This is a genomic window from Chryseobacterium lathyri (assembly GCF_019970085.1).
GTDB lineage: Bacteria > Bacteroidota > Bacteroidia > Flavobacteriales > Weeksellaceae > Chryseobacterium > Chryseobacterium lathyri.
In genome coordinates, this window is the sequence record NZ_JAHXYG010000004.1 from 82,738 (window position 1) to 107,445 (window position 24,708).

Below are 24,708 nucleotides of genomic sequence, written 5' to 3' on the forward strand. Positions count from 1 at the left end.
TAACCATCGAAATCTGTTACAAAAACATAAAAAAATAAATAATAACAGAATATAGACCCTGTTATTCAACCGATTCTAAATTAAACAACAATGAAAAAAAATATATACTTAGCAATAGCCTTGACAACATCTTCCTTAGCCTGGTCTCAGGTCGGGATCAACACACAAAACCCACAAGGTATTTTCAATATAGATGGTGCCAAAAATAATGTGGCCACAGGAACTCCAACAGCGGCACAATTAAAAGATGATTTTATTGTAACTGCATCAGGATCTACAGGTATCGGAGCAGCTCCCGACGCATCTGCTATTCTGGAGCTTAATGTAAGCCAGCTTGCATCGGGAAGTCAAAAAGGATTTTTAGGTCCGAGAGTAGCTTTAACAGCCCATAACGACGCGGCTACAATTCCCAGTCCTGCAGTTGGCTTATTGGTGTACAACTTAGGAACAGCTGCCCTTGCCTTTCAAGGATATGTATATTGGGACGGAACCCAATGGAGACCTTTGGATGGACGCTCATTACAGCCGGGTACAATAGGTGGTCTGAACTGTGCAAGTGCTTCTCTGTTTCCGATCTCCTATACTGCAGGTACCCCTTATAGTGGTACAATGTCTATTCCCTATACAGGAGGAAATGCAGGAATATATGCTGCACAGACTATAGGACCTGTAAACGGACTTACGGCAACACTTCCGCAGGGTAATTTTGCACAGGGATCCGGTACTTTAAACTATACTATTTCCGGGACACCAACGGTATCCAGCCCGAATACAACAACATTTCCACTTTCAATCGGAGGACAGAGCTGTAGTGCAACAGTTGGCCTTGGAAAAGTACTTGCTCCTGGAGAGTATCAGTTCTTTACTTTTACATTACCAGCGACATATATTGGACTATTGAGTACATATATTGGGGGTACTTATGATGCTATTCTGGGACAAAAGGTAAGATTGGATATTAATTTTAATGCAAGTTCTAATCAAGGTTCCGGGGCAGTTACCTACAATCCCCGTTTGGTAAATATCTCTACTTCTAATGTTAAAATGTGGTATGCAGCATTATCAAATGAAACTAATTATCGTCGTGCTAATGTCCTAGTCGCTCCGGGAGGTTATCTGGAAACCGATAACGGAATTTATCTTAACTGGGGAGACAATATGAACAGCAGTTCAATTCCTGTAATAGCTACCAGCTCTAGTGATAATTCTCAGGAGATAGAAACAGTGGATTTACTTGTAGATGGAATTTGGTACAGAATAACAGTTTATGTTTCTGTAGATAACCTGAATGATACCGATCCTAACAATAACATCCGACGTGTCTTTATGACAGCACAAAGAATGTCGGCTTAAATGATTAATTAAACTGAAGCTCCCGTTTTTCTGAACATAAAGACACAAATGATGGGAAGAATTAATGGGAGCTTCTTTTTATCATAGGAAAAAACCAAAAATAAAATCAAACTTAGCCGGCCAGCTTTTTAATATAAGTTTTTATGTAGTAATCTTTTGCAGTATTTCTTTTGCTGCCGGCTTTATTATGAGAAAGGAAAGTCAAATCTATCATTTAAAAAAACACAAAAATGAATTTCAAAAGTATTCATATCGGACAAATCATTGAACAAGGCGTTGCAGAAAGCAAGATAGAATTGCAGCGAATATGTAATTTTTTTAAATGTACCGAAAAAGAGATTAAACAAATGTATCAGCAGGAAAGCCTTGATACGGAGACTTTGCTGAAGTGGAGCAAACTGTTAGAGTATGATTTTTTTCGTATTTATTCACAACACCTTATTATTTATGCTCCGCCAAGTGCCAAACAGAAAACCGGAAAAACAACGCTTCCTCAGTTCCGTAAAAGCATCTACACCAGAGAAATCATTGATTTTATACTGGAACAGATCAGCACAGGAGAAATGACCAGGATGGGGGTAATAAAAGAATACGGGATTCCCAAAACAACACTTTACAAATGGTTAATAAAACACAAAGAAAAGGTAGAATAAGCTATTCCTCTCTTTATCAAATCTATACATATGAAAAATAATCAGCCTAATTATAAAAACATTTATTCCGATATACTGACCAAGAAATTTCCTCACAAGCGAAAAGAATGTGAAGTATTGCTTAATATGGACAGTCTGTCTTTTTTGCATATTATTCAATTGAATACGATCATCTTTGGGACATCAGATAATCAAACTGAAAATTTCAATCAAAAACACCGTTCTTACCGCAAGTCTGATATTCTGAAAATATTGGAGTACCAGAAGAAGTACAACCTTAATAACATCCAATTGGCAAACCATTTCAAGTTAAGCCGTAATTCTGTTACCAAATGGAAGAAAATGTTTTTAGTATAGCAAATAGGCTTTTAACAGTTATCAATATTATATAGTGTGGAGGCAGCATCTAAGGTTAAATCTAGCTGAAAGCTCTTCCACTCTAATTCTATTCAAGAGCCTGTTCAAAATTATGTTTTCCGATATAGCAGAACGGACACATACATCTGACCATACTTCTATTTTCATTTTTCCTTTTTTAATTATTGCCCATCAAAATTTGTTACATTATTGACAGGGAATAATTGTTTTTTTCTTTTCAGTTCTTTTTTCCAGAATACTTCTCCCTATAATCATTAAAAATGCCAGCATACCAAATACAAAACCGATCCATGGATTGTAAGCGGCCCCTTTAGTCACGATCATCCAGCCTCCCAAGGTAGTCCCCAGTGTTACCCCCAGATTTCCAAAAGAAGTAGCTAAGCTGTTGGCAAATTCAAGAGAACCCGGTACAGAAGAAATCATATAGGTTGAAGCATTTTGAAAACTTGGAGAATACAGGAACCCCCAGATTGCTATACTGATAATATTGGCGAGCAGACTGTCTCCGGAAAAATACAGTAAAAATGGCATGATGACCGTACCGGAAAGAAACAGAGCTGTTGTTTTTGATACATTCCAGCTTAACATTTTCCCTGCTATCCAATTGGAAAAAACACCAATGATTCCAAACAGAAAAAGCATATAACTGATCATCGGTCCATCCATTCCTTTAGCTTTATTCAGATAATCTGCAAAATAGCTGTAGGTAGAAAACCAGGCTGTTATCATGAAAAAATTCATAGCAGTACTGATGAGAAATGTTGGCTGTGTCAAAATTTTAAGCTGACTTTTGTAAGATTTTTTCTCTTTGACAGGCATTGGAGGAAGTAAAAAATAGATAACAGCCAAAGCTATCATACTGACCGCACTCTGGATAATGAAAGAAGATTCCCATATCCATACACTGGCCAGCCATGTTGCAAAAGGAACTGTTGTCACCATAGCCAGGGCAACCCCTATAAAAACAATCCCCATCAGTTTGTTAGCCTGCTTTTCATCAGCACCGGACACAGCGACAGACAATGCTGTGGCAATATAGACAGGTTGCAGAAAAGCCGGAAGCACCCTCACCAGCATCAGAAGCCAGAACGATGGCGACAGTGAGGAAACTAAAGCAGTAAACAAAAAGATGGAAATTGCGGCAAGCATTACTTTCCTGCGATCAAATCCGGACATTAGTAAAGTCATGAAAGGCCCCGTTAAAGCAATGATCAAAGCAAAAGCACTGAGCAGCCACCCTGCTTTATCTATACCTATTTGATAATGTTCCGCGATTTGCGGAAGAATTCCAATGACCCCAAATTCACTGGTAATAACTGCAATGAATCCAAGGCAGCCGATATATGCATATTTTTTCATGCTTATTTTCCTGCAGTTTTAAGATGTTGATGTGCAAACTCTGCTATTTCATCAGTAGCCTTTTGGACCTCATTCAGGATCTCTCCCATATGCATGAAACCATGAACCATATCTTTATAAAAGCTGATACGAACAGGAATTCCTGCGTCTTTCATATGCTGTGACAGCTCTTCTCCTTCATCTCTCAAAGCATCATGTTCTGCAATAAGAACTAATGTAGGTGGCGTATTTTTAAAATCTTTGATCAAAATAGGTATTGCCAAAGGATTTGGATGGTCTGCTCCTTCAGGATGGTACCATTTCCAGGCTTGGATACCTCCTTCTTTATTAAGAACAGGGCCTGTTTCATACGTCTTCCATGATTTTGTATTGAGCTGATGATCTGCAGCAGGATAAATCAGTACCTGAAATTTCAACAGCTCTCCTATCTGGGTAGAAACACCTGTTGCAAGTGCGCCCCCGGCACTGTCCCCGATAATACCGATCTGGTTGGCATCAATTCCCAAAGATTCCGCATGGTCTGCGACCCATTTTACAGAATCGATGCAATCGTTTAAGCCTGCAGGAAAAGCATGTTCGGGAGCTAGGCGGTAATCCACAAAGATCACCACTGATCCGGTTTTATTGGCCAGTTTCCGAACTACAGCATCGTGGGTTTCAAAACTGCCGGCAATAAACCATCCACCATGAATATAAATGATTGCTGATGAATTTCGGATATCTTTCCCTTTTGGACGGTAGATCCGGACCGGAATCTGATGGTTTGTCAGAGGAATATTCAGCTCTTCTATCATGGCAACAGGTTCTTTTTTTCTGCTAAGCTGAAGGGACATGGTTTCAAGGTATTTTCGGGTATCCTCTAATGGATTTTTGGCATTGAATGAATGTATTTTTTCTAAGTGATTTAAAATCTGATTGATAGGTTCTGTTAACTGCATTGTTCTTATTTTTTATGTGAATACTATTTTTGGAACGTTGAGCGCTCTTGTTCCGGAACTGCTGTTTATTTTCAGTTTCTGAATGCAAAATTAATTTTCAAACCTTACATTTGCACTGTATACAGCTAATTGTACGGTACTAACAAATTTGTAAGCTATGGGAAAAATAAAGGAAAATTCAACGAATAACATCAATAAAAAGTACATACAGGAGTGTGATTTGTCTTATGCTGTCTGCAAGATCGGAGGCAGGTGGAAGCTTTTGATTTTAAACAGGTTAAAAGACGGAAAACTGCGTTTTAGTGAAGTGCGCGACCGGATCTGTGGAATTACCGAAAGAATGCTCACACTTCAACTCCGGGAACTGGAAAAAGAAGGGTTGGTAAAAAGAACAGTACATGCTGAAGTTCCGCCAAGAGTAGATTATGAGCTCACGGATATTGCCAGAGAACTGATCCCGATCTGGGAAGATCTGGAAAAATGGGGAACCAAACACAGGGACTTGGTTCAGGAAAATATGGGTAAGGCAGAGGCTGAAAATTAAGGCTGGGGTGCGTTTACTTTATTACTGAATACAAGATGAGCTAAAATGGCCAGCAGTCCAAAAGATGCTCCTACAAAGCATACTCCCTCCCACTGTGCATATTGCCAGGCTATAGAAGCCAGCCACGTTCCGAGGGATCCGCCGATGAAATAAGAAACCATATAAACAGTATTCAATCTGTTAACCGCATTGGATTTGATTAAAAAGTAATTGGTCTGGTTCATAATATGGCTGGACTGTACGCCCAGGTCTACCAGGATAACGCCAACGATCAGGCCCCAATAAGTTTCCCCGGCAAAATAGGTAAACGCCCAGCTTCCCACTACTATAAAAAGTGAGTACAATATGATTCTGTTGATATCCAGATATTTCTGAAGTTTACCCACTTTTGCGGCTGCCAGTGCTCCTACAGCTCCGGCCAGCCCGAAGCTCCCTACTACGGAAGAGCCCGCATTGAAAGGCGGCTTTTCCATATGAAAGACCAACGTTGTAAATAAAACACACATAGACCCGAAAGCCATCGCTCCCCGGAATGAAGCGAGACGTAAGATAGGCTGTGTTTTTGCCAGATGAACCACGGACTGCATTAGTTCCTTGTACGTTCCTTTGAAATTTGGCTGCATTTCCGGAAGCATTTTGTATACGGCGATCCACACTACGATCATTAATCCCGCTGCAATTCCGAACATAGCTCTCCAACCCCAGACTTCGCCTACGATACCGCCAATAAAGCGTGACAAAAGGATTCCAAGAAGCAACCCGGACATTACAAGTCCAATATTGGAAGATTTTTCTTTATCCGAAGATAATTCTGCTGCAATAGGCACAAACAGCTGTGGAATGACGGAAGTCGCTCCTATCAGCAGGCTTGCTGCGTACAGCATCCATAATTCGGTGGCAAAGGTCATCCAAAGCAACGATCCGAATACAAGAACCAAATCAAATAAGATTAATTTTTTACGGAAAAATTTATCTCCCAAAGGCACCAGAAGTAAAAGCCCCAGCGCATAGCCTACCTGGGTAAGCACAGAAATTCTTCCTGCTGCACTTTCAGAAACATGAAGATCGTCCGAAATCAGTGCCAATAATGGCTGGTTATAATAGTTATTGGCTACCACAAGACCTGAAATAACAGCCATAAGCCAAATTACAGTACGGGAGATGCCAGAGGATAAATTTGCCTGCATGATATGATTAGAATTATGAACTGCTAACGTTTAAGGGTTGAAACAGCCAAATAAAAAGTTCAGCTTAAGATTAGCAAAGATAATGAGGCCGTTTATTTGGAACGGCCTCTTTCAATCAACTATGGCATTTAATCTTAAAATAATTTGTCAGCAGTAAAAGCGGGAATTGTTTTTCGTCAGTTAATAGCTTTACAGAAAGTCAGCCATGTATTTTGTGTCTTATCTCTAACGTAAAGTATCTGTAAATATTTTGTAGTTGCTTTTCTTTTTTTAAGATTATTAAAGTGATTTTTTTAAAGTCTCTATGTAAAGGATTTTTCGTTTTTTTTCAGCAAATTTGTAATAAGACACAATCTCAGATTAGTTCCATGGATTTTAAACAACAGCTTTTACAGCAATCTGCCGAGGCAAAAGAAATTTTCCTGCCTCATATTTCAGCCGATCCCGTTATTTTTGGATTTGAGTATAATGAACTTAAAGTTCTGCTTCTAAAGACCAATTACAGGCAAAAATGGCTGCTGCCGGGCGGCTATGTTAAAAAAGATGAAGATCTGGATGAAGCTGTTAAAAGAATCCTCAAAGAAAGAACCGGTGTTGCAGATGTTTATCTTGAAGAATTCGGAGTGTTCGGAAGAAAAAACAGAAGTGAATCTTATTTTGAGGATTTTGATGAAACTCTTTTTCAAAAGCAACGGTTTATTTCTGTAGGATATTATGCACTTTATAACCCGTCAATGCTTAACATCATTCCCGATCAATACAGTGAGACCTGCGAATGGATCTTCCTCAGCAAACTGCAGGAAATTGAACTTGCGATGGATCACCGTGAGATCATTGAAAAAGCTCTTCTCATATTGAGGCAGAAAATTGCAGCAATACCTATCGGGCGAAACCTTCTTCCGGAAAAATTTACGCTTCCTGAACTTCAGAAATTATATGAAGCTGTGTTGGGAAAAGAACTTAACCGTGGGAATTTCTATACGAAAATGAAGTCTTTGGGAATCCTGAAAAAGCTTGAAGAACAGAGACGCGGTGGCGCCCATAAAGCTCCTGACCTCTACTCTTTTGATGAAGAAAATTATATCAGAGCTCTGAACAACGGGTTGAACAGCTGGTAAGATGATCGTTTTTTCCGATGAGCTCTATTGAAAAAAAGGTTTTCAGGTTTTAGAAATATTTGGGAAATTTGCAGAATGAAAATTATTCCGCTCAAAGAAGGCAACTTCTCGGCCAGCAAAACAAAGGACTTTACACTATTGACAGATGAAAATTTTGATACAGTGAAAGGAATTAAAATGTCTGTGCAGCCGTTTCTTATTATTACAGCCAATGATTATATCCTTCTTGATGCCGGCATAGGTTGGAAAAACGCTGAAGGAAAAACTATCATTTCCGAGCTATTGGAAAAAGAGGATATAAAACCGGAACAGATCACAAAACTTCTTCTTTCACACCTTCATAAAGACCATATTGATGGGAGTATCATACGGAACGGCAATGATTTTCAGCCGGCATTTCCCAACGCAGAAATTTATATTCAAAAAAGAGAACTGGCTTTTGCAATGGAAAATAAAGGGAATCCTTCTTTTGATTTTGATACATTGGAAAAACTGATCAGCCTTCCCAATATTGTATGGATGAGTGAAGATCAGGGAGAGATCGCTAGCGGGATTTCTTTTGAAGTGGTGGGTGGCCATACCCCTTTTATGCAGGTATTCTGGATCAGAGAAAACGGGGAAACTGTTTTTTACGGAGCGGATGATCTTCCCCAGGAATCTTACCTTAAATACCATCTTGCTTATAAAAGTGATTCTGATGGTAGAAAAGCAATGGAATTAAGACTGAAATGGCAGAAAGAAGCTGCTGATGAACAATGGAAAATACTGCTTTACCACGATCTGGCCAAAGCAGTAATCCAAATATAATCTAATGCAAAAAATTGTTTTTAAAGATCATTAAACCACTTGTAAATATCCATTTCGGAAGGAATATTAAGTTTTTTCCGGATCCGGTTTTTTCTGTTCTGAATGGCTTTTGGAGTCACAAAAGTATAAGTTGCAATTTCCTTAGTAGTGAAGTTAAGTTTTAGATAAATGCAAAAAATCAATTCAGAGTTTTTGAGATTGGGGTGTATTTTAGCTATTTTGTCAAAAAAATCAGGGTAAACTAACCTGAATTTATTCAACAGACGTGGTGAATTTTCTTTAGCTAAAGTGATAATTTCGTCCTGCATAAAAATCTTTTGATTCAAATCTTCTAAATTAGATTGCGGTTTTTCGTTTTTCATAATATTTTCTCATCTCTACTTATTTCCGGTGCTTTAGTATGTACAGCACCAGTACCTATTCTTCTTTTCCTGTTATTGTAACAGTTGTTTATGGTGTTATGGAAGTTTAAGATTACAGTCTATAATTTATAATTCTAAATACACTTTCCGGATCGGTATTTTTTCTTGCAAACCTCTATCTGACGCTCATTCTTTAACTATTTTAAAAGCAACAAAGAAAGAGAAAATGATTAAAATTCTACAGAATTAAAATACCACATACATACCACGCCCCGCTTATACTTAGTGTATTTATTATATTTCCAGCTCAAAATTTAGGTTAAACTATATTTTATATTTCAACAAATGTAGCAGATGTAAATTTTGTTTTTTATGATCTTAATCAATGTTCTTAAGGATTATATTCTCTATTACTGGTGAATATTAAAAGATTTTAATATGAGGCTATCAAAATATTGTGGTATGTATGTGGTAGGACATATTGAAGAAACTCATTAAAATTGCCGTTCTTTACATTATTGAAATTTTCAGCTTTTCTGTTTATTGCATAATGAAAGACATGAATGGTTAAACATTTGTTTAAAATTTTAATTAGCTTATTATACCATGATTGTAGAAGATTTATTAATTTCATTTGGAGCAGAAACTAAAGCATATAAATCGAGTGATATCATTTTCCGCGAAGGAGAATTTCCTATGTTTTATTACCAGATTAAGCAAGGGCAGGTTAAGCTCAATAATTATACGGAGAACGGAAAAGAATTTATTCAGAATATATTTTACGACGGATACAGTTTTGGAGAGTCTCTTCTGTTTATAGACCGTCCTTATCCAATGAATGCAATCGCTATAAAGGATTCCCAAATTTTCAAACTTCCAAAATCGAATTTTTTGAATTTAATAAAGGAAAACCAGGAAGTTTCCCTGAATGTCTATCAATGTATGGCAGAAAGAATGTATTACAAATATATGATGCTTTATAATCTTTCTTTCCAGAATCCTATGCTGAAGCTGAAACAGCTAATGGATTATTTCAAAAGCTATGATGAGGGCAAAACACCCTATTCTTTCCAAATTCCTCTGACGAGACAACAACTTGCTTCCCTTACCGGTCTGCGCGTAGAAACAGTAATAAGAGCCATAAAAAGTATGGAAAAAGATAAGATTTTGAAAATAGAGAATAGAAAAATTATGTACTGATTCTTACTTTAATAAAATAGAATTTTACAGGATTTAAAACTCATCAAGCTGCTTCTGAAACTCCTCCAGATATCTCGCGATATGAATTCCATCCGCCAGCCCGTGGTGAGCCTCCACAGAAACCGGAAGAAACTTTCTTCCGTCACGGATGCTGAATTTACCGAATGTAATTTTCGGAACAGATTCAGAATTGTTATAACTGGTAGGATGAAGCAGGGCGCTGAAAGAATTCCATGGAATGGTTGAATGCCTGATGAGATCCTTACCAAGCTCGCCATTATTCATCCTGATCCCTGATGTACGCTGTACATCCTCTATTTCCTCCTGCATAATACCATTGAATGTATTAAAGTCGTTTGAAAAAGGGATAAATGCAAAACCAAAAGTCCCGTCTGCCCTTCCTATTGTAGTTCCTGCATGAATGGCATCATATAAAACCACCTGATTGTCTACAATCCGCAGTTTCAGCTCATCTACGGCATTTACGGCTACCATCGACCTGTGAAGATAGGTCGCGAAAAAAAAATGGCCGTTTTCCTTTGCATAGGCATAAGCTTTTGTACAGTCTACTTCAGTGGTAAATCCAAAGTATGGGCTGTCCATTTTTGAGAAAAATTCAAAATGCTCTTTCCTGTTCCATTTTTCGACGTCTATGATCTTCATTGATTTTTATTTGCTGCAAATTTCCGTAAGTTTTCCGGGTTTTAAAAGTTAATCAACAAAAAATATTGTAAAAATACAGCCTTGCTTTGGTCGGTTTTTTGATGCAAATAGAGCAGGTTTACATGATGAAATTCATTTTTCCAGTGTAAATAATTTTATATTTTGGCTTAAATGCCATTGTTTAATCGCCGTAAAAAAATCAAGCATGGAGAAAGAGAAAATAGGATTCATAGGGTTAGGAAATATGGGCCATCCTATGGCAAAAAATATTGAAAAAGCAGGATTCCCGCTTTCAGTTTACAACAGATCATCTGAAAAAACTAAAGACTTTAAAGAAAAATCAACCGTTTACACTCAGATTTCTGATCTGGTGGAGAACAGCACCATCGTATTTACAATGCTTACCGATGACCATGCTGCCAAAGCAGTTTATGAAGATATCCTGAAATCGGATATTACCGGAAAACTTTTTATAGACATGAGTACGATCTCTCCACAGGCCACGGCAGAGCTCAGCGGAGCTATTAAGATAAAAGAAGCAGCTTTCATCGATGCGCCGGTAGCCGGAAGTACCGTTCCTGCTGCAGAAGGAACGCTGATCATTATGGCAGGTGGTGAAGAAAAAGATCTTTCACGGGCCATGCCATATCTTGAAAAGCTTGGAAGAGCAGTAAAGCATTTAGGTGAAAACGGAAAAGGAATTGCAGGAAAACTTTCCATCAATTATTTCCTGTCTGCTATTTACCAGGGATTGGCGGAAACGGTTCTGTTTGCAGATCAATTGGGAATCGACCGAACTGCCATGCTGGAAATCATCAACGAAAGTGCCAGCGGAAGCGGTGCTACCAAAGTAAAAACACCTATGCTGATCAAAAACCAATATGAGCCTGCTTTTGCTCTCGATCTCATGCTGAAAGATATTTTATTAGCTCAGAATGCCGGTGCTGATTTTCCTCTATCTGAGGTTCTGAGCAAAACCTACCAGTCTGCCCATGATGATGGTTTCGGTAAGGATGATGTGATCGGAATTATTAATTATTTGAAGAATCAGCCTGAAAAATGATACAATGATACACCTTTTTTATGCAGAAGCTTATTCTTTGCTTTGAACAATTTCATTCTGAGCCGTCGCTTTACTGAAAACAGTTGTTCCTATACTGGCCACAATGACGCAACTGATTGAAATCCATTGTAAAAAACTCAGTTCTTCTACCAGAAATACCCAACCTGAAAGAGCTGCAAATGCAGGTTCCAGGCTCATCAGAATACTGAAGGTCTTTGCGGGAAGTCTTTTCAATGCCATTATTTCCAGTGAAAATGGCAACGCACTAGACAAAATAGCCACTCCTAAACCTTTTACAAAAATAGAAGGCGTAAGATTGAATACAGCTCCGTCCCATATGGTAAAAGGGATGATAACCAGACTTGCAAATACCATTCCGGTGGTAACCGCATCTTTTCCATCCATAATTTTAGCCACTTTTCCACCCATGACGATGTATACCGCCCAAAACATTCCTGCAAGAAAAGCCAATCCAATTCCAACCAGATCAACATGATCGCTTTGCCACGGAACAATGAGTAATATCCCAATACAGGCCAGCAATGCCCATACTACGTCCAGCAATTTCCGGGATAAAGCAATGGCCAAAAATAAAGGCCCTGCAAATTCTACCGTAACCGCCAGCCCCAACGGGATCCTTTGAATAGCCATGTAGAAAACGAGATTCATCGCTGCCAGACCAATCCCATACATTGCACAGTACTTCCATTTTTGTGCGGTGAACTGCAAAAATTTCGGACGGTTAATCAAAATGAGCAACACAGCAGAAAGCCCGATCCTCAAACTAACAGTCCCAATAGGGCCTATCAGAGGAAAGAGCTGTTTAGCAATGGAAGCACCTCCCTGTACACAGATAATCGCTAAAAGTGTTGCTGAAATTGCCAGGTTTGAATTTTTCATTTCTAAATTTAATATTCGTAAACAACCTATAAAATGAATTTCAGGGTTAAACGAATTTTATTCTATAAGTTATAATCCGGATTTATCATCTAAGATAGCCACCCCAAATATATTAAAACTTTGCTTTTCCGGACACTTGCAATTATAGGTCATAATTTTAAGCATGTTAACAAATAAAAGGAGCAACGGTAAGCTGCTCCTTTTTTATAGATATGTGTTTTTATTAAACCTTGCTGGTCGTTAAACCAAACTTTTGTTTAAAAGAATAATAGAAATGGGACAGATTTTCAAATCCCAGTTCGAGATAAATATCAGATGGCTTTTTATTCCTATGCCGGATCTGATAATACGCTTCTTCCAGTCTTTTTTCTTTAAGCCATTGTTTAGGCGTCATGTTGAAAGCTTTATTGAAATCACGCTTAAACCCCGAAAGGCTGCGGCCTGTGAGCCTTGCAAATGTTTCCACCGGCACATTGAATTTGAAATTCTTATTCATAAACTCCTTAAGATCGATCTTATGCGGTTCTGAAAAATCAAAAAGCAGGTTTTTAAAATCAGGATTGGCCTGCAGAATCAGCTCAATTGCCTCTTTAACCTTTAAAACCGCCAGTCTGGAAGTGGCTGTTTTTGTTTTGTCAATATACGGAAGCAGTGAAGTAAAATATCCGCTGAAAAATTCATCAGACTCAAAAAAAAGCCTTTCATTATCTGGAAATCTTTCAGATGGGATCATTTTATATTCTGCTGCATACTGCCGGAGCGTTTCCTGGTCGAGAGTTATGGACAGAAACTGGTACTTTTTATTCTTTGAAGGATGTTTTACCGTTCGGATCAGTTGATTTTTTCTGACAAGCACTACTGTATTCTCCTTTATAACAGTTTTGCCTTTATCATGAAAAGCATGGGTTTCGCCGGACAGCTGATAGCCCAGAAAATGATCGGGAATAAATTCCTCGTGCCCCCTGTACATTTCAAAAGCACAGGAATATACCAGTTTATCAAATATGATTTCCGAAGTTTTCTCCATACTACAAATATCTGAAATTTAAGCCATAACAGCAGCACCTGCCTCTGCAATCTCTTTATCCTGTTCAGGAGTTCCCCCGGAAGACGCTATTGCACCTATGATTTTTCCCTCAGCATCTTTGATGACTACTCCGCCAGCAATGGTAAGAAGCCCGTCATTGGAATTCAGCATGCCATATCCGTGAATGTCTGCTCCCGCAATGATTGTTCCCATCACATCACTGTCGACACCGAACATTACTGCAGTTTTCGCTTTCTTAACTGCAAAATCGATAACACCGTAAACACTGTCCAGTCTTGCCATGGTCACAAGATGTCCTCCTGCATCCACAACGGCAATACTTACAGGAATATTGTTGGATTTTGCTTTTTCTGTGGCTGCCTGAAGCGCTTTTGCAGCCTGGTTATACGTTATACTCATTGTTTAACTTTTTGCAGTCCATGCATCGGCCTGTAATTGTTTTACAAAATCTTCCGTTTCTTTAGGGTGTACATTCCTGAAATTAGAATTGTCATCCAGCGCTACATTCACAATCACCTCTGCCATAGACTGCGGATCCAGCTGGTGGGCAAGAGAATCGGCCGCCCCGTCAAAAGCAGATTCAGGAGTAAAGTTCACTTCAGGATTATACCATCGGAAAATAGAGTCTACTCCCCTGTCATTAAACCCTGTTCCAAAAACGCCCGGGTTACAGGTTGCGATCTTGATATTGAACGGAGCCAGTTCAGTTTTTAATCCCTCAGCAATAGCTTCCATAGCATGCTTTGAAGCACAATAAGCTGCTACATATGGAACCGTCCATAATCCTCCCATTGAAGTTGTGAATACAATCTTGCCTGGCTTCTTTTGTTCAATGAATTTTTTAACAAAGCCTTGTGCCAGTTGCAATCCGCCAAAAACATTCACATCGAACATAGAACGGATAAGCTCCAGTGGCTGTTCGGCAATAGGGCCTCCTTCCATAATACCGGCATTGCTGATCAGAATATCAATATCATATTTTTTAAGGATATAATTGATGTCCTGTGAATTCGTTACATCCAGTTTATCAACCGTAAGTTCGATTCCCTGTTCGCCTGCTTCCCTGATTAAATCACTCATCTGTGGATACACTTGTGCTGTTGCAATAACCTTGTGGCCTTTTTTAGCCAGATCAAATGCGGCTATTTTTCCGAAACCGCTTGCTGCGCCTGTAATTAAAATTGTTTTGCTCATTTTGTTTTCTTTATTGTTACAGGACAAAGTTCATAGATTTCAGTAAGATATTTATTGCTGAAAAGTTCAATGTTTTATTGCTGGAAAGCTCTATATAAAAAACAGATTTATACTGATCATTTCAAACTGAACAGTATTTAAATCACTTAAAAATGCATGGGGAACAAGAGAGTTTAAGCTTGTGGAGAGATGATCATTAACTTTTGTCAATGACCGTAAGGAATACAGAACACTTTTGCCTTAATGTTTGTGTAATTTATGAATGGTATTTGAAGGCGGGTATGTTATTCAGGTTTCTGCTTTTTTAATTCCCGCTTCTGTTTATAAAAATTTTTATCAGCAATGTAGATTGTTTTCTTTATCTCACAGTAAAGGGTTTCTTTATTTTTATCTGTAAGTTGTGTTGTTTTTACAATGACAATTTCATTTTCGGTTTTTATCCGTTCTTTTATTTCATCCAATTCCTCTTTTGTGTAAATAAACTCCGCATAAAGGTCATTATTGGCAGGACGTTTGAAATAGATTTCTGCAGATTTATCCCAAATAACGTATTGATGGTTGGTAAGATATATCAGCTGTACCATTGGGATGGGATCTACTGAAGAAAACATGCTGCCTCCAAAAATGGTTCCCATATAATTTTTGTTCTTATAACTGATAGGAAGTTTTATGCAGATCTTTGATAAATCTTCGGATACAGACTGTATTCTGGCAGTGCTTCTGCGGTACATAGGAGATACATTGAAGGCCCATTTAAAGAGCTTCGGCAGTCCGATAATCTTTGCTCCGTATTTGCTTACATTTTGGTAAAAACTCATTTTTAAAGTTTTAGATTATTAATAATTTCGTCCATTAAAAGTTGAATATCTTCTTTCGCATATAATCTTCCTACCTGTGCCAGCCCAACTAACAGAGATAAAAGTTCCAAAGCCTTTAACCGGCAGTTCTTAATCATACGGAATTCTTTTTTTTCAATTCCTGATTCCAGAATTGCTGTTGTATGGGAAAGAATGGTCTCGTTGAACTCTTTTAATTTTTCTGTGATTTTTTCATCCAGTGAATTATAATCAGAGGCTAAAGTGCCGGTCAGGCAGATTTGCTGCTTATCAATTAGAAAAAGGTAATAATTAAAAAGTTTTTGCAGTTTTTCCGTTGCTGAGAATGTATTCTGGGAATTTTTCAGACTCAGGATCCGTTGCCTGTGCAGCTCAATAATGGCCAGGCAAAGCTCTGCTTTGGATGGGAAATGATAGTGTATAGAAGATGTTTTGATATTAATGCTTTTTGCTATATCAGCATAGCTAAAGGCATTATAGCCTCTTTCAGTGAGCAGTTTATTTCCTATTTCAATAATCTTATCTTTGGTATTCATATATCTATCTATTAGTAGGTAGATAAAAATACAAAATAAAACTGATTCTAAAGTTTTAATTTTAAACTCTTTAATATTTTCGTGGAAAATGTATGATTGGTTAGATTTTTGAAGGCTAAAACATAACCAAACTTCTATAAATACAGAACGTTTTATAGAAAATCAAAATATTTTCCATTGAAGCTGATAACATTTACAAAAAAAGGCATTTACTGCCCTCAGGGTAAATTTTATATTGATCCCTGGAGACCTGTAGACCTGGCGGTCATCACACACGGACATGCCGACCATGCCCGCTGGGGAATGAAGAAATACCTTTGCCATCATTATACAAAACCCATTCTTTACCAGAGAATCGGCCCTGATATAGAGTGCCAGGGTGTTGAATACGGTGAAACCATAACCCTGAATGGAGTAAAAGTTTCGCTGCATCCTGCCGGACATATCATTGGCTCAGCCCAGATCAGATTGGAATACAAAGGATATGTTACCGTTATTTCCGGAGATTATAAAGTACAGGAAGACGGTTTGAGTACCCCGTTTGAGCTGGTGAAATGCAATGAATTTGTAACTGAAAGTACTTTTGGACTGCCCATTTACAACTGGCTGGAGGTCCCTGATCTCAATAAAAAACTTCAGACCTGGGTCCTCAAAAACCAGGAAAATGCAAAAACATCCGTATTTATAGGGTATTCTTTAGGAAAAGCACAGCGTATTATGAAAGCGGTGGAGGGTTTGGGAAAAATTTATGTTCACTATTCCATCGGAAAACTCAATGAAGCCTTTGAATCTGTCGGAATTAATCTTCCGGATTATACAATCGCCGATTTCAGAGAGAATGCTAAAGAAGTTCAGCATGAAATTGTTATTGTTCCCCCAGCATTGCTTGACAGCAATATTATTAAAAAAATACCGGATGCAGCCACAGCAATCTGTTCCGGCTGGATGCAGGTCCGTGGTGCCAGAAGATGGCGAAGTGCCGATGCAGGATTTGCCATGAGTGATCATGCCGACTGGAAAGGGCTTTTGCAGGCCGTGAAAGCTACGGAAGCTGAAATTGTACACGTCACCCACGGACAGACCGAAGTTTTTTCGAAATATTTAAATGAAATTAATATCAAGTCAGATGTTGTACAAACCCAGTTTGGAGAAGATGAAGAAGAATCTGAAAAAGAAATCATTGAAAACCCCGGGCCATGAAACATTTTGCAGATTTGATCAATGCCTTGGAAACTACCAATAAGACCAATGCGAAAATAGACGCCATCATCGATTATCTGGAACGAGCTCCGGATGAGGATAAAGTATGGTTTATTGCTCTCTTTACAGGAAAAAGGCCTAAGAGAAATGTCAATACCAATTATATGAAAGAATGGGCCCTGGAAATCACACAGCTGCCGTTCTGGCTGTTTCAGGAAAGCTATTCTTCAGTGGGAGACCTGGGAGAAACACTTTCACTCATCCTTCCCCCACCAGCCGAAAAAATCGACCGTACCCTATCCCAATGGATGCTGGATATTGTTCATTTAAAAGATAAATCAGACGCTGAAAAAAAAGAATTTGTATTAAAATCATGGAACGGACTGGATTATACAGAACGCTTAATTTTTAATAAATTACTGGGCGGAAGCTTTAGAATCGGTGTTTCGGATAAAACACTCATCAATGCGTTGACCAGATTTTCTTCCCAGGAATCCAGCACTCTTATGCACAGCCTGATGGGTAAATGGGTACCCGGTGAAGTTACATTTCAGGAACTGATTTCGGCAGAAAATGTTAATCCTGATAATTCAAAACCCTATCCTTTCTGCCTGGCTTATCCGCTGGAAAAAGAGCTTGAAGAACTGGGAGATCCTGAAGACTGGCAGACAGAATACAAATGGGACGGAATCCGTGGACAGATTATCAGGAGAAATGATGAAGTCTTTATATGGTCAAGGGGTGAAGAACTTGTCACAGACCAGTTTCCGGAAATAAAAGATACCGTACAGGCCATGAAAGGTAATTTTGTTTTAGATGGAGAAATACTTGCGGTAAAGGATTCTAATGTTTTAAATTTTAATGAATTACAAAAAAGATTAAACAGGAAAACTTTAACCAAAAAAATGCTAGCAGATATTCCTATTGAAGTTTTTGTTTATGACTTACTGGAGCTTGAGGGAACCGACCTCCGTGAAAAATCAATGGCAGCCAGACGGGCAATGCTCGAAGAATTACTGCTGTACGAAACCCCTCAAAATATTAAGCTTTCCCAGGTCATTAACTTTGAAAAATGGGACGATCTCAATACAATAAGGGAAGCATCAAGAGACATCAACAGCGAAGGTTTAATGCTGAAACAAAGAAACTCCCCTTATCATGCCGGCAGGAAGAAAGGTGACTGGTGGAAGTGGAAAGTAAGTCCGCTAACGATTGATGCTGTTTTAATTTACGCCCAAAAAGGCAGCGGAAGACGGAGTGCCTATTACACAGACTATACATTTGCAGTAAAAAACGGTGATGCTCTTGTCACCATTGCAAAAGCCTACTCCGGACTTACTGATAAAGAAATCATGGAAGTCAGTAAGTTTGTTAATAAGAATGCCATTGAAAAGTTCGGGCCTGTCCGTACAGTAAAAGCTGAGCTGGTCTTTGAAATCGCCTTTGAAGGTATAGGATTCAGCAGCAGGCATAAAAGCGGTGTTGCCTTAAGGTTTCCAAGAATTGTAAGGTGGCGGAAAGATAAAACCGTAGAGGAAATAGATGAACTGGAAGAAATAAAAAAACTGATCCAATAATTGAAAGCATTTGAAAATACAGACGGGTTCAGGGTTATTCAGCAATGGATGGCTGATAAAGGTATTTCCCCTTTTAAATTCCAGGTAGATACATGGCAGAAATTCGGGAACGGATACAGTGGAATGGTCGTTGCACCAACCGGATTTGGAAAAACATTTTCTGTTTTCTTGGCTTTGATTTCAGATTTCATGAATCATCCTGAAAACTATAAGAAAGGATTGAAAATGATCTGGATCACTCCCCTGCGCTCCCTGTCCAAAGATATTGCCAAAGCGATGCAGGAAGCCATGGATGAAATTGGCCTCGACTGGACCGTTGGGGTGCGAAACGGGGACACAGACCCTAAAATCAGACAGCAGCAGGTCCGTAATATGCCTGAAATTCTGGTCGTTACTCCCGAAAGTCTGCACTTGCTTTTAGGACAGAAGAATCATGACCGTTTCTTTCAGAATCTGAAATGCGTCGCAGTCGATGAATGGCATGAATTGCTGGGCTCAAAACGTGGGGTTATGGTTGAGCTGGGCATTTCGCAATTGAAAAAATATGTTCCGAAAATAAAAATATGGGGCATCACAGCAACCATTGGAAACTTGGATGAAGCAATGGATGTCTTAATTCCTTACGATATTAAAAAAACAAAAATAACGGCCAGAGAACATAAAAAAATAGATATTCTTCCGGTTATTCCTGATGAGCTTGACATTCTTCCATGGGCAGGACATTTGGGTGCTAAATTAGCCGATAAAATTGTTCCCATTATTCTGGATTCAAAATCTACCATTGTTTTTACCAATACACGGAGCCAGAGTGAAATGTGGTATCAGCTTTTGCTGGATGCTTATCCTGATTTTGCAGGCCAGATTGCCATCCATCACAGTTCTATCGATGCTCATCTCCGGATTTGGATCGAAGAAAATTTAAGTGCCGGAAAACTTAAAGCCGTAGTATCGACTTCCTCGTTGGATCTCGGAATCGATTTTAAACCCGTAGATACTGTTATTCAGATCGGTTCGGCAAAAGGAGTTGCCAGATTTCTTCAGCGCGCAGGACGAAGCGGGCACTCCCCTTTTGAAACCTCTAAAATCTACTGCGTCCCCACTCATTCTCTTGAGCTGATCGAGGTAGCAGCACTCAAGGAAGCAGTAAAACAGAAAGTGATAGAACCCCGGGAACCCCAGGTTTTGTGCTTTGATGTGCTTGTACAGTTTCTGATGACCTTAGCTGTGGGAGACGGATTTTACCCTGAAGAAACATTCGAAAGGATTAAAAAAGTATTCGCTTTTCAGGAAATGACCGATGAAGAATGGAAAAGTATTCTTGATTTCCTTACCATTGGCGGAAGTGTTTTAAAAAGCTATGAAGAGTTCCATAAGATCGTCATCATGGAAGACGGTCTTTATAAAGTAACCTCCAGGAAAATCGCCATGCTTCATCGTATGAATATGGGGGTTATCGTGAGTGATGCCATGCTGAAGGTAAAATTTATCTCCGGAGGCTATATCGGAATGGTGGAAGAATATTTTATTTCAAAATTAAAAAAAGAAGAAAAATTCATTCTGGCCGGACGAACGCTTGAAGTAGCCATGATCAAGGATATGACCGTATATGTGCGGGCTGCAAAAGGAAAAGCAATGGCTCCAAGCTATCTGGGCGGAAGGCTTCCGTTAAGTTCGAATTTAGGGCATTTTTTAAGAGAAAAACTTTCCCATGCTTTAAACCCGAAAGCTTCAGAAAAAGAACTTAAATTTTTACATCCGTTATTAGCCAGCCAGGAAAAAAATTCCCATATTCCTAAAGATGATGAATTTCTTGTAGAGCTGATCAAAAACCGTGAAGGCTATCATCTTTTCATGTATCCGTTTGAAGGACGCCTCGTACATGAAGTAATGGCTGCGCTGATTGCCTATCGTGTCTCAAAGCTGGCTCCTATTTCCTTTTCCATGGCTATGAATGATTATGGCTTTGAACTGTTCAGTGATAAGGAAATTCCTTTAAATGAAGACAATCTGGATAAAATATTGACCCGGGAAAATCTGATGAATGATGTGATAGCCAGTATCAATTCTGCAGAAATGGCAAGAAGAAAATTCCGGGATATTGCAGTAATTTCAGGAATGGTCATCCAGAACTATGCAGGAAAGCAGCGCTCCAACAAATCCCTTCAAAGCTCTGCAGGCTTGATTTTTAAAGTGCTGGAAGATTATGATCCCAATCATTTCCTTGTCAGACAGGCCTATACCGAAGTTTTCAATATGCAGCTTCAGGAACCGCGTCTGGTGGAAGCATTTAAAAGAATAGAAAAATCAAAAATCATTTTAAAATATTCCCATACCTTTACACCCCTGAGCTTCCCTATTAAAGTAGACAGCCTCAGACAGACCCTTTCAAGTGAAAGCCTGGATTCGAGGATCAAAAGGATGGTGGAACAGGCAAGGAAAAGGGGTTGAGAATTTCAGTTTCCGCTTTCAGACTGGAAGTATTCCGTCCAACCTTTCTCGATCCCCATTCCCCTTCTCTGAAGGGGTGGATTTTTGCAAAGCAAAAAGACGGGGTAGTTAAAATAAAAACTATACAAAAATTGAATATTGCCACTAAAAATATCAGTCTTAACAGCGAAGTTTTCACTTTAACCAACCAGCGTGCAGCCTTTTGGAAAAAAGAGAAAGCCTTAATTTTATCCGATCTTCATATTGGAAAAACTGCCCATTTCCGGAAAAACGGAATTGCTCTGGCCAATCATATCATGAAAAGTGATTTGGAAAGGCTCTCTGTTCTTATTGAATATTTTCAGCCGGAAAAATTTATTGTGGTTGGGGATCTTCTGCATGCCGGGGATAATTCTGATGTAGATGAGTTCTGCAGCTGGAGAAATCAATATCCCGATCTTCAGTTCTGTCTTATTAAAGGGAATCATGATCGCTTGTCATTGGAATTGGAAAAAAAATTATGTTTGAATTTTAAATCCGAATCTCTTACCATTGATGGCTTTACTTTCGTGCATGATTTTGATAAAAACCTTTCTGAATTCCAGATCACAGGGCATATTCATCCCGGTGTTGTCCTGAATTCAGCGGTAAAAAATATCAGGCTGCCGTGTTTCGTGCAGACAAAAGATCAGCTGTTGCTTCCTGCGTTCAGTGAATTTACCGGTCTGGATACTAAAAATATTCCTAAAGGCGGAAAATTCTATGTTTTTACAGATTCTGAGATTCATGAAATATAAGCCGTATCAGCCTTCAATTTTGAAATAAAAGGACTGCCCCGTTAAAAGACAGTCTTTAAAAATATACCAAAGGTGAAAACTATTTTTAATTTTTATTTAAACGGATGCTGTATAGGGTAATCAGTACAGTAGCCAACAGGAATAAAGCTCCGATCCATGGTGTACTCGCCAGGCCTAATGAAGATGTTACAACAATTCCTCCGGTATATGACCCTATCGCTATTCCTATATTGAACGCGGCAATATTGATCCCTGATGCTACATCTTCAGTTCCCGGAAGTTCTTTTTCTGCAATCTGTACTACTAAAAGCTGAAGTCCCGGCACACTGGCAAAAGACAAGCCTCCCAGAAGAAATAAGGTAATAATGCTTAAAACCTGATCACCAGCTGTGAAATAAAAGGCAAATAATACCAGTCCCTGAGCTGCAAACATCCACAGAAGTGCTTTTAAAGGATTTTTATTCGCTGTTTTTCCGCCTAAAAGATTTCCCAGAGCAATGGCAATTCCATAAATAAGCAGGATAAAAGTAACCGTAGACTCCTGGAATCCTGTGATCTGCTGTAGAATGGGTGATAAATACGTGAAAACAACAAATGTTCCTCCATACCCCATTGCTGTCATTAAAAATGCAAAGATCATACGTTTGTTTCCGAATACTTTGGGAAGGCTTTTTAAAGAAGCCGTCTGATCACTTTTAAGGTTTTTGGGAACCAAAAGCATGCTTGCCAGCAACCCTATGATTCCAAGGAGAGAAACACCAATAAAAGTAGCCCTCCAGCCGAAATGCTGCCCTATAAAAGTCCCCAGGGGAACTCCCGTTACAATAGCCAGGGTAAGTCCTGCAAACATAATTGAAATAGCCGTTGCCCTTTTTTCTTCCGGAACCAGCGATGCTGCAATAGTAGAGCCAATGGAAAAGTAAACGCCATGTGCAAACCCGGTTAAGATTCTGGCCATGACCAGAGTAATAAATCCCGGGGCGATAGATGCCAGTCCGTTTCCGATAACAAAAAGGATCATGATTGAGATTAAAAGTGATTTGCGCGGTATTTTCCCTGTCAGTGCTGTCAGTATCGGAGCTCCTATAGCTACCCCGATGGCATACAGGCTTACCAGAAGCCCGGCTGATGGAATGCTGATTCCCAGATCTCCGGCCACTGTAGGAAGAAGCCCTACAATTACAAATTCTGTAGTTCCTATTCCAAATGCACTTATGGTTAATGCCCATAATGCTGCCGGAAGTCCTTTGCTCTTCACAGCAGAATTGATATTCATCTGTATTTCTTTCTGATTATTCATTGCGTTGTAATTTTGTTGAATTGACTATGCAAATTTCCGATGAATAATTGTATTATAAAAATTATTTAAATTCTAGTTTGTTATCAGAATAATAATAGATTTGTTTTTTAAAATTTCCGTTCCTTTGCAGTAAAGCCAGCTTATCCCAATGAAAAAATCAGAAGCCACCCGATTGAATATTCTTCAGAAAGCCTTTGAACTGATCTATGTAAAAGGGTATCAGACCACAAGCGTTGATGAGATCATTGCCACTACCCAGGTAACAAAAGGGGCTTTCTATTACCATTTTAAAACAAAAGATGAAATGGGACTGGCTATTATTAACGAACTTCTGATCAGCAATTTCAAAAGCACTTTCATTGAACCCCTGAAAAACAGTGACCATCCTTTGGAAAGCATTTACAAACTGATGTACGGAATTTTAATGGAAAACGATTTCTTAAAGGTTGAATACGGCTGCCCGGCATCTAATTTCACACAGGAAATGGCCCCATGGAATATAGAATTTACAAAAGCATTGAACACACTTTCTGCTCATTGGGAAAATGCAATCATAGAATGTATTGAAACAGGTAAGAAAAATGGGGCCGTAAAAGCAGATACCGATGCAAAAGAAATTGCTGTTTTTGTAATGTCCGGCTATTGGGGAGTAAGAAATTTAGGAAAACTGGAAAATTCAAAATCAGTGTATCTTATTTATTTAAAAGGACTTAAGACTTATTTCAAATCCTTTCAATAATTTTTTATCAAAAAACATACTAATTAGTATGTTTTTATATACCTTTGGAATGTTATAAAAAATTCAAAATGTACCAGACTCTTACATTTCTGCATTCCCTCTTCCGTTGGGTGGTTTTATTAAGTCTTATTTATGCCATATGGATTTCATTTAAGGGCTATTTTTATCATAAAACATTTACAAAAAAAGAAGATCTGGTCAGGCACTGGACAGCTACAATTGCTCATGTTCAACTGATTTTCGGGATCATTCTCTATACGAAAAGTCCAATTGTAAAATACTTTTGGAAAAATTTCAGTGAGGCCAAAACATCCTTAGACCTGCTTTTCTTCGGGATGATTCACATCCTGCTTATGATTACGGCTATTGTTCTGATCACCGTCGGTTCCGCTTTAGCCAAACGGAAACCTACGGACAGAGAAAAATTTAAAACTATGCTCATCTGGTTCACAATTGCACTGGTAGTTATATTTATTGCCATTCCGTGGCCGTTCTCTCCTTTTGCCAACAGACCTTATTTCAGATAATT

General features: G+C 38.7%; 26 protein-coding genes and 1 pseudogene. 14 read left to right on the forward strand and 13 right to left on the reverse strand.

Going from position 1 to position 24,708, the window contains the following annotated elements:
- Positions 1-90 precede the first annotated feature (90 nt).
- The 3 genes from LC418_RS13290 (at position 91) to LC418_RS13300 (ending at position 2,363) form a co-directional block, all read left to right on the forward strand.
- A complete protein-coding gene (locus LC418_RS13290; protein WP_223559481.1) occupies positions 91-1,353 on the forward strand; it encodes a hypothetical protein in 1,263 nt (420 codons plus the stop codon).
- Positions 1,354-1,583: 230 nt separating this feature from the next.
- Positions 1,584-2,006 (forward strand): transposase, encoded by a 423-nt coding sequence (locus LC418_RS13295; RefSeq protein WP_111953428.1) that lies wholly within the window; start codon positions 1,584-1,586, stop codon positions 2,004-2,006.
- A gap of 30 nt (positions 2,007-2,036) precedes the next feature.
- The gene (locus LC418_RS13300; RefSeq protein ID WP_223559482.1) at positions 2,037-2,363 is read left to right on the forward strand and encodes a helix-turn-helix domain-containing protein; all 327 of its coding nucleotides are present in this window, start codon (positions 2,037-2,039) and stop codon (positions 2,361-2,363) included.
- A gap of 59 nt (positions 2,364-2,422) precedes the next feature.
- Here the strand turns inward: LC418_RS13300 and LC418_RS13305 are convergent.
- The 3 genes and pseudogenes from LC418_RS13305 to LC418_RS13315 form a co-directional block, all read right to left on the reverse strand.
- Positions 2,423-2,531: pseudogene (locus LC418_RS13305) on the reverse strand (DsbA family oxidoreductase); the annotation flags it as partial.
- A 39-nt stretch (positions 2,532-2,570) separates the two neighbouring features.
- Entirely contained in the window at positions 2,571-3,743 is a 1,173-nt protein-coding gene (locus LC418_RS13310) for an MFS transporter (RefSeq protein ID WP_223559483.1), read from the reverse strand.
- A gap of 2 nt (positions 3,744-3,745) precedes the next feature.
- The gene (locus LC418_RS13315) at positions 3,746-4,681 is read right to left on the reverse strand and encodes an alpha/beta hydrolase (protein WP_223559484.1); all 936 of its coding nucleotides are present in this window, start codon (positions 4,679-4,681) and stop codon (positions 3,746-3,748) included.
- A 157-nt stretch (positions 4,682-4,838) separates the two neighbouring features.
- Here LC418_RS13315 and LC418_RS13320 point away from each other — a divergent pair, with 157 nt between their 5' ends.
- The gene (locus tag LC418_RS13320) at positions 4,839-5,225 is read left to right on the forward strand and encodes a winged helix-turn-helix transcriptional regulator (RefSeq protein WP_223559485.1); all 387 of its coding nucleotides are present in this window, start codon (positions 4,839-4,841) and stop codon (positions 5,223-5,225) included.
- Here the strand turns inward: LC418_RS13320 and LC418_RS13325 are convergent.
- Entirely contained in the window at positions 5,222-6,364 is a 1,143-nt protein-coding gene (locus LC418_RS13325) for an MFS transporter (protein WP_262901796.1), read from the reverse strand. The genes LC418_RS13320 and LC418_RS13325 overlap by 4 nt on opposite strands.
- 416 nt (positions 6,365-6,780) lie before the next feature.
- On the opposite strand from LC418_RS13325, the gene LC418_RS13330 reads away from it, so the two are divergent.
- Together LC418_RS13330 and LC418_RS13335 are read left to right on the forward strand one after the other, a co-directional pair.
- Positions 6,781-7,530 (forward strand): NUDIX hydrolase, encoded by a 750-nt coding sequence (locus LC418_RS13330; RefSeq protein ID WP_223559487.1) that lies wholly within the window; start codon positions 6,781-6,783, stop codon positions 7,528-7,530.
- 75 nt (positions 7,531-7,605) lie between these two features.
- A complete protein-coding gene (locus LC418_RS13335) occupies positions 7,606-8,337 on the forward strand; it encodes an MBL fold metallo-hydrolase (RefSeq protein WP_223559488.1) in 732 nt (243 codons plus the stop codon).
- Positions 8,338-8,357: 20 nt separating this feature from the next.
- On the opposite strand, the gene LC418_RS13340 is transcribed toward LC418_RS13335, so the two are convergent.
- Positions 8,358-8,699, reverse strand: a complete 342-nt coding sequence (locus LC418_RS13340) for a helix-turn-helix transcriptional regulator (RefSeq protein WP_111953414.1) — start codon at positions 8,697-8,699, stop codon at positions 8,358-8,360.
- Between the two features lie 606 nt (positions 8,700-9,305).
- On the opposite strand from LC418_RS13340, the gene LC418_RS13345 reads away from it, so the two are divergent.
- Entirely contained in the window at positions 9,306-9,899 is a 594-nt protein-coding gene (locus tag LC418_RS13345; RefSeq protein ID WP_223559489.1) for a Crp/Fnr family transcriptional regulator, read from the forward strand.
- Between the two features lie 33 nt (positions 9,900-9,932).
- On the opposite strand, the gene LC418_RS13350 is transcribed toward LC418_RS13345, so the two are convergent.
- Positions 9,933-10,562, reverse strand: coding sequence for a chloramphenicol acetyltransferase (locus tag LC418_RS13350; protein ID WP_223559490.1), 630 nt, complete (start codon positions 10,560-10,562; stop codon positions 9,933-9,935).
- Positions 10,563-10,767: 205 nt separating this feature from the next.
- Between LC418_RS13350 and LC418_RS13355 the strand changes: the two genes are divergently transcribed.
- On the forward strand, positions 10,768-11,625 hold the full coding sequence (locus LC418_RS13355; protein ID WP_223559491.1) for an NAD(P)-dependent oxidoreductase: 858 nt from the start codon (positions 10,768-10,770) through the stop codon (positions 11,623-11,625).
- Positions 11,626-11,655: 30 nt separating this feature from the next.
- Here LC418_RS13355 and LC418_RS13360 read toward each other — a convergent pair whose 3' ends face one another.
- The 6 genes from LC418_RS13360 to LC418_RS13385 form a co-directional block, all read right to left on the reverse strand.
- Positions 11,656-12,525, reverse strand: a complete 870-nt coding sequence (locus LC418_RS13360; protein WP_111953404.1) for an EamA family transporter — start codon at positions 12,523-12,525, stop codon at positions 11,656-11,658.
- Between the two features lie 223 nt (positions 12,526-12,748).
- Positions 12,749-13,552 (reverse strand): helix-turn-helix domain-containing protein, encoded by an 804-nt coding sequence (locus LC418_RS13365; RefSeq protein ID WP_111953402.1) that lies wholly within the window; start codon positions 13,550-13,552, stop codon positions 12,749-12,751.
- 18 nt (positions 13,553-13,570) lie between these two features.
- Complete coding sequence (locus tag LC418_RS13370) at positions 13,571-13,972, reverse strand: GlcG/HbpS family heme-binding protein (protein WP_223559492.1); 402 nt, start codon at positions 13,970-13,972, stop codon at positions 13,571-13,573.
- A 3-nt stretch (positions 13,973-13,975) separates the two neighbouring features.
- Complete coding sequence (locus LC418_RS13375) at positions 13,976-14,767, reverse strand: SDR family oxidoreductase (RefSeq protein WP_223559493.1); 792 nt, start codon at positions 14,765-14,767, stop codon at positions 13,976-13,978.
- A 284-nt stretch (positions 14,768-15,051) separates the two neighbouring features.
- Complete coding sequence (locus LC418_RS13380) at positions 15,052-15,585, reverse strand: DUF4442 domain-containing protein (protein ID WP_111953396.1); 534 nt, start codon at positions 15,583-15,585, stop codon at positions 15,052-15,054.
- A gap of 2 nt (positions 15,586-15,587) precedes the next feature.
- Positions 15,588-16,139: a TetR/AcrR family transcriptional regulator gene (locus LC418_RS13385; RefSeq protein WP_223559494.1), complete on the reverse strand. Its 552-nt coding sequence runs from the start codon at positions 16,137-16,139 to the stop codon at positions 15,588-15,590.
- Between the two features lie 177 nt (positions 16,140-16,316).
- Here LC418_RS13385 and LC418_RS13390 point away from each other — a divergent pair, with 177 nt between their 5' ends.
- The 4 genes from LC418_RS13390 to pdeM are packed head-to-tail and all read left to right on the forward strand — an operon-like array spanning position 16,317 to position 22,140.
- Entirely contained in the window at positions 16,317-17,339 is a 1,023-nt protein-coding gene (locus tag LC418_RS13390; protein WP_223559495.1) for a ligase-associated DNA damage response exonuclease, read from the forward strand.
- Positions 17,336-18,916, forward strand: coding sequence for an ATP-dependent DNA ligase (locus tag LC418_RS13395; protein ID WP_223559496.1), 1,581 nt, complete (start codon positions 17,336-17,338; stop codon positions 18,914-18,916). The genes LC418_RS13390 and LC418_RS13395 overlap by 4 nt, the downstream gene beginning before the upstream one ends.
- Positions 18,917-21,364 (forward strand): ligase-associated DNA damage response DEXH box helicase, encoded by a 2,448-nt coding sequence (locus LC418_RS13400; RefSeq protein ID WP_262901798.1) that lies wholly within the window; start codon positions 18,917-18,919, stop codon positions 21,362-21,364.
- Positions 21,361-22,140, forward strand: coding sequence for a ligase-associated DNA damage response endonuclease PdeM (gene pdeM / locus LC418_RS13405; RefSeq protein ID WP_223559497.1), 780 nt, complete (start codon positions 21,361-21,363; stop codon positions 22,138-22,140). The genes LC418_RS13400 and pdeM overlap by 4 nt, the downstream gene beginning before the upstream one ends.
- A gap of 85 nt (positions 22,141-22,225) precedes the next feature.
- Here pdeM and LC418_RS13410 read toward each other — a convergent pair whose 3' ends face one another.
- Positions 22,226-23,440: an MFS transporter gene (locus LC418_RS13410; RefSeq protein ID WP_476727398.1), complete on the reverse strand. Its 1,215-nt coding sequence runs from the start codon at positions 23,438-23,440 to the stop codon at positions 22,226-22,228.
- Between the two features lie 148 nt (positions 23,441-23,588).
- Here LC418_RS13410 and LC418_RS13415 point away from each other — a divergent pair, with 148 nt between their 5' ends.
- Both LC418_RS13415 and LC418_RS13420 read left to right on the forward strand, forming a co-directional pair.
- Positions 23,589-24,179 carry a TetR/AcrR family transcriptional regulator gene (locus tag LC418_RS13415; protein ID WP_223559498.1) on the forward strand — a complete coding sequence of 197 codons (591 nt, stop codon included), beginning with the start codon at positions 23,589-23,591 and terminating at the stop codon, positions 24,177-24,179.
- A 68-nt stretch (positions 24,180-24,247) separates the two neighbouring features.
- Positions 24,248-24,706: a hypothetical protein gene (locus LC418_RS13420; RefSeq protein WP_223559499.1), complete on the forward strand. Its 459-nt coding sequence runs from the start codon at positions 24,248-24,250 to the stop codon at positions 24,704-24,706.
- Positions 24,707-24,708 lie beyond the last annotated feature (2 nt).

Bases quoted from the DNA above. Each gene is read 5' to 3' on its own strand.
- LC418_RS13410 (WP_476727398.1), bottom strand. From the start codon at position 23,440: ATGAATAATCAGAAAGAAATACAGATGAATATCAATTCTGCTGTGAAG.
- LC418_RS13355 (WP_223559491.1), top strand. From the start codon at position 10,768: ATGGAGAAAGAGAAAATAGGATTCATAGGGTTAGGAAATATGGGCCAT.
- LC418_RS13310 (WP_223559483.1), bottom strand. From the start codon at position 3,743: ATGAAAAAATATGCATATATCGGCTGCCTTGGATTCATTGCAGTTATT.
- LC418_RS13290 (WP_223559481.1), top strand. From the start codon at position 91: ATGAAAAAAAATATATACTTAGCAATAGCCTTGACAACATCTTCCTTA.
- LC418_RS13415 (WP_223559498.1), top strand. From the start codon at position 23,589: ATGAAAAAATCAGAAGCCACCCGATTGAATATTCTTCAGAAAGCCTTT.
- LC418_RS13370 (WP_223559492.1), bottom strand. From the start codon at position 13,972: ATGAGTATAACGTATAACCAGGCTGCAAAAGCGCTTCAGGCAGCCACA.
- LC418_RS13300 (WP_223559482.1), top strand. From the start codon at position 2,037: ATGAAAAATAATCAGCCTAATTATAAAAACATTTATTCCGATATACTG.
- LC418_RS13395 (WP_223559496.1), top strand. From the start codon at position 17,336: ATGAAACATTTTGCAGATTTGATCAATGCCTTGGAAACTACCAATAAG.
- LC418_RS13340 (WP_111953414.1), bottom strand. From the start codon at position 8,699: ATGAAAAACGAAAAACCGCAATCTAATTTAGAAGATTTGAATCAAAAG.
- LC418_RS13315 (WP_223559484.1), bottom strand. From the start codon at position 4,681: ATGCAGTTAACAGAACCTATCAATCAGATTTTAAATCACTTAGAAAAA.
- LC418_RS13350 (WP_223559490.1), bottom strand. From the start codon at position 10,562: ATGAAGATCATAGACGTCGAAAAATGGAACAGGAAAGAGCATTTTGAA.
- LC418_RS13365 (WP_111953402.1), bottom strand. From the start codon at position 13,552: ATGGAGAAAACTTCGGAAATCATATTTGATAAACTGGTATATTCCTGT.
- LC418_RS13295 (WP_111953428.1), top strand. From the start codon at position 1,584: ATGAATTTCAAAAGTATTCATATCGGACAAATCATTGAACAAGGCGTT.
- LC418_RS13345 (WP_223559489.1), top strand. From the start codon at position 9,306: ATGATTGTAGAAGATTTATTAATTTCATTTGGAGCAGAAACTAAAGCA.
- LC418_RS13330 (WP_223559487.1), top strand. From the start codon at position 6,781: ATGGATTTTAAACAACAGCTTTTACAGCAATCTGCCGAGGCAAAAGAA.
- LC418_RS13320 (WP_223559485.1), top strand. From the start codon at position 4,839: ATGGGAAAAATAAAGGAAAATTCAACGAATAACATCAATAAAAAGTAC.
- LC418_RS13325 (WP_262901796.1), bottom strand. From the start codon at position 6,364: ATGGCTGTTATTTCAGGTCTTGTGGTAGCCAATAACTATTATAACCAG.
- LC418_RS13335 (WP_223559488.1), top strand. From the start codon at position 7,606: ATGAAAATTATTCCGCTCAAAGAAGGCAACTTCTCGGCCAGCAAAACA.
- LC418_RS13380 (WP_111953396.1), bottom strand. From the start codon at position 15,585: ATGAGTTTTTACCAAAATGTAAGCAAATACGGAGCAAAGATTATCGGA.
- LC418_RS13375 (WP_223559493.1), bottom strand. From the start codon at position 14,767: ATGAGCAAAACAATTTTAATTACAGGCGCAGCAAGCGGTTTCGGAAAA.
- LC418_RS13360 (WP_111953404.1), bottom strand. From the start codon at position 12,525: ATGAAAAATTCAAACCTGGCAATTTCAGCAACACTTTTAGCGATTATC.
- LC418_RS13420 (WP_223559499.1), top strand. From the start codon at position 24,248: ATGTACCAGACTCTTACATTTCTGCATTCCCTCTTCCGTTGGGTGGTT.
- LC418_RS13385 (WP_223559494.1), bottom strand. From the start codon at position 16,139: ATGAATACCAAAGATAAGATTATTGAAATAGGAAATAAACTGCTCACT.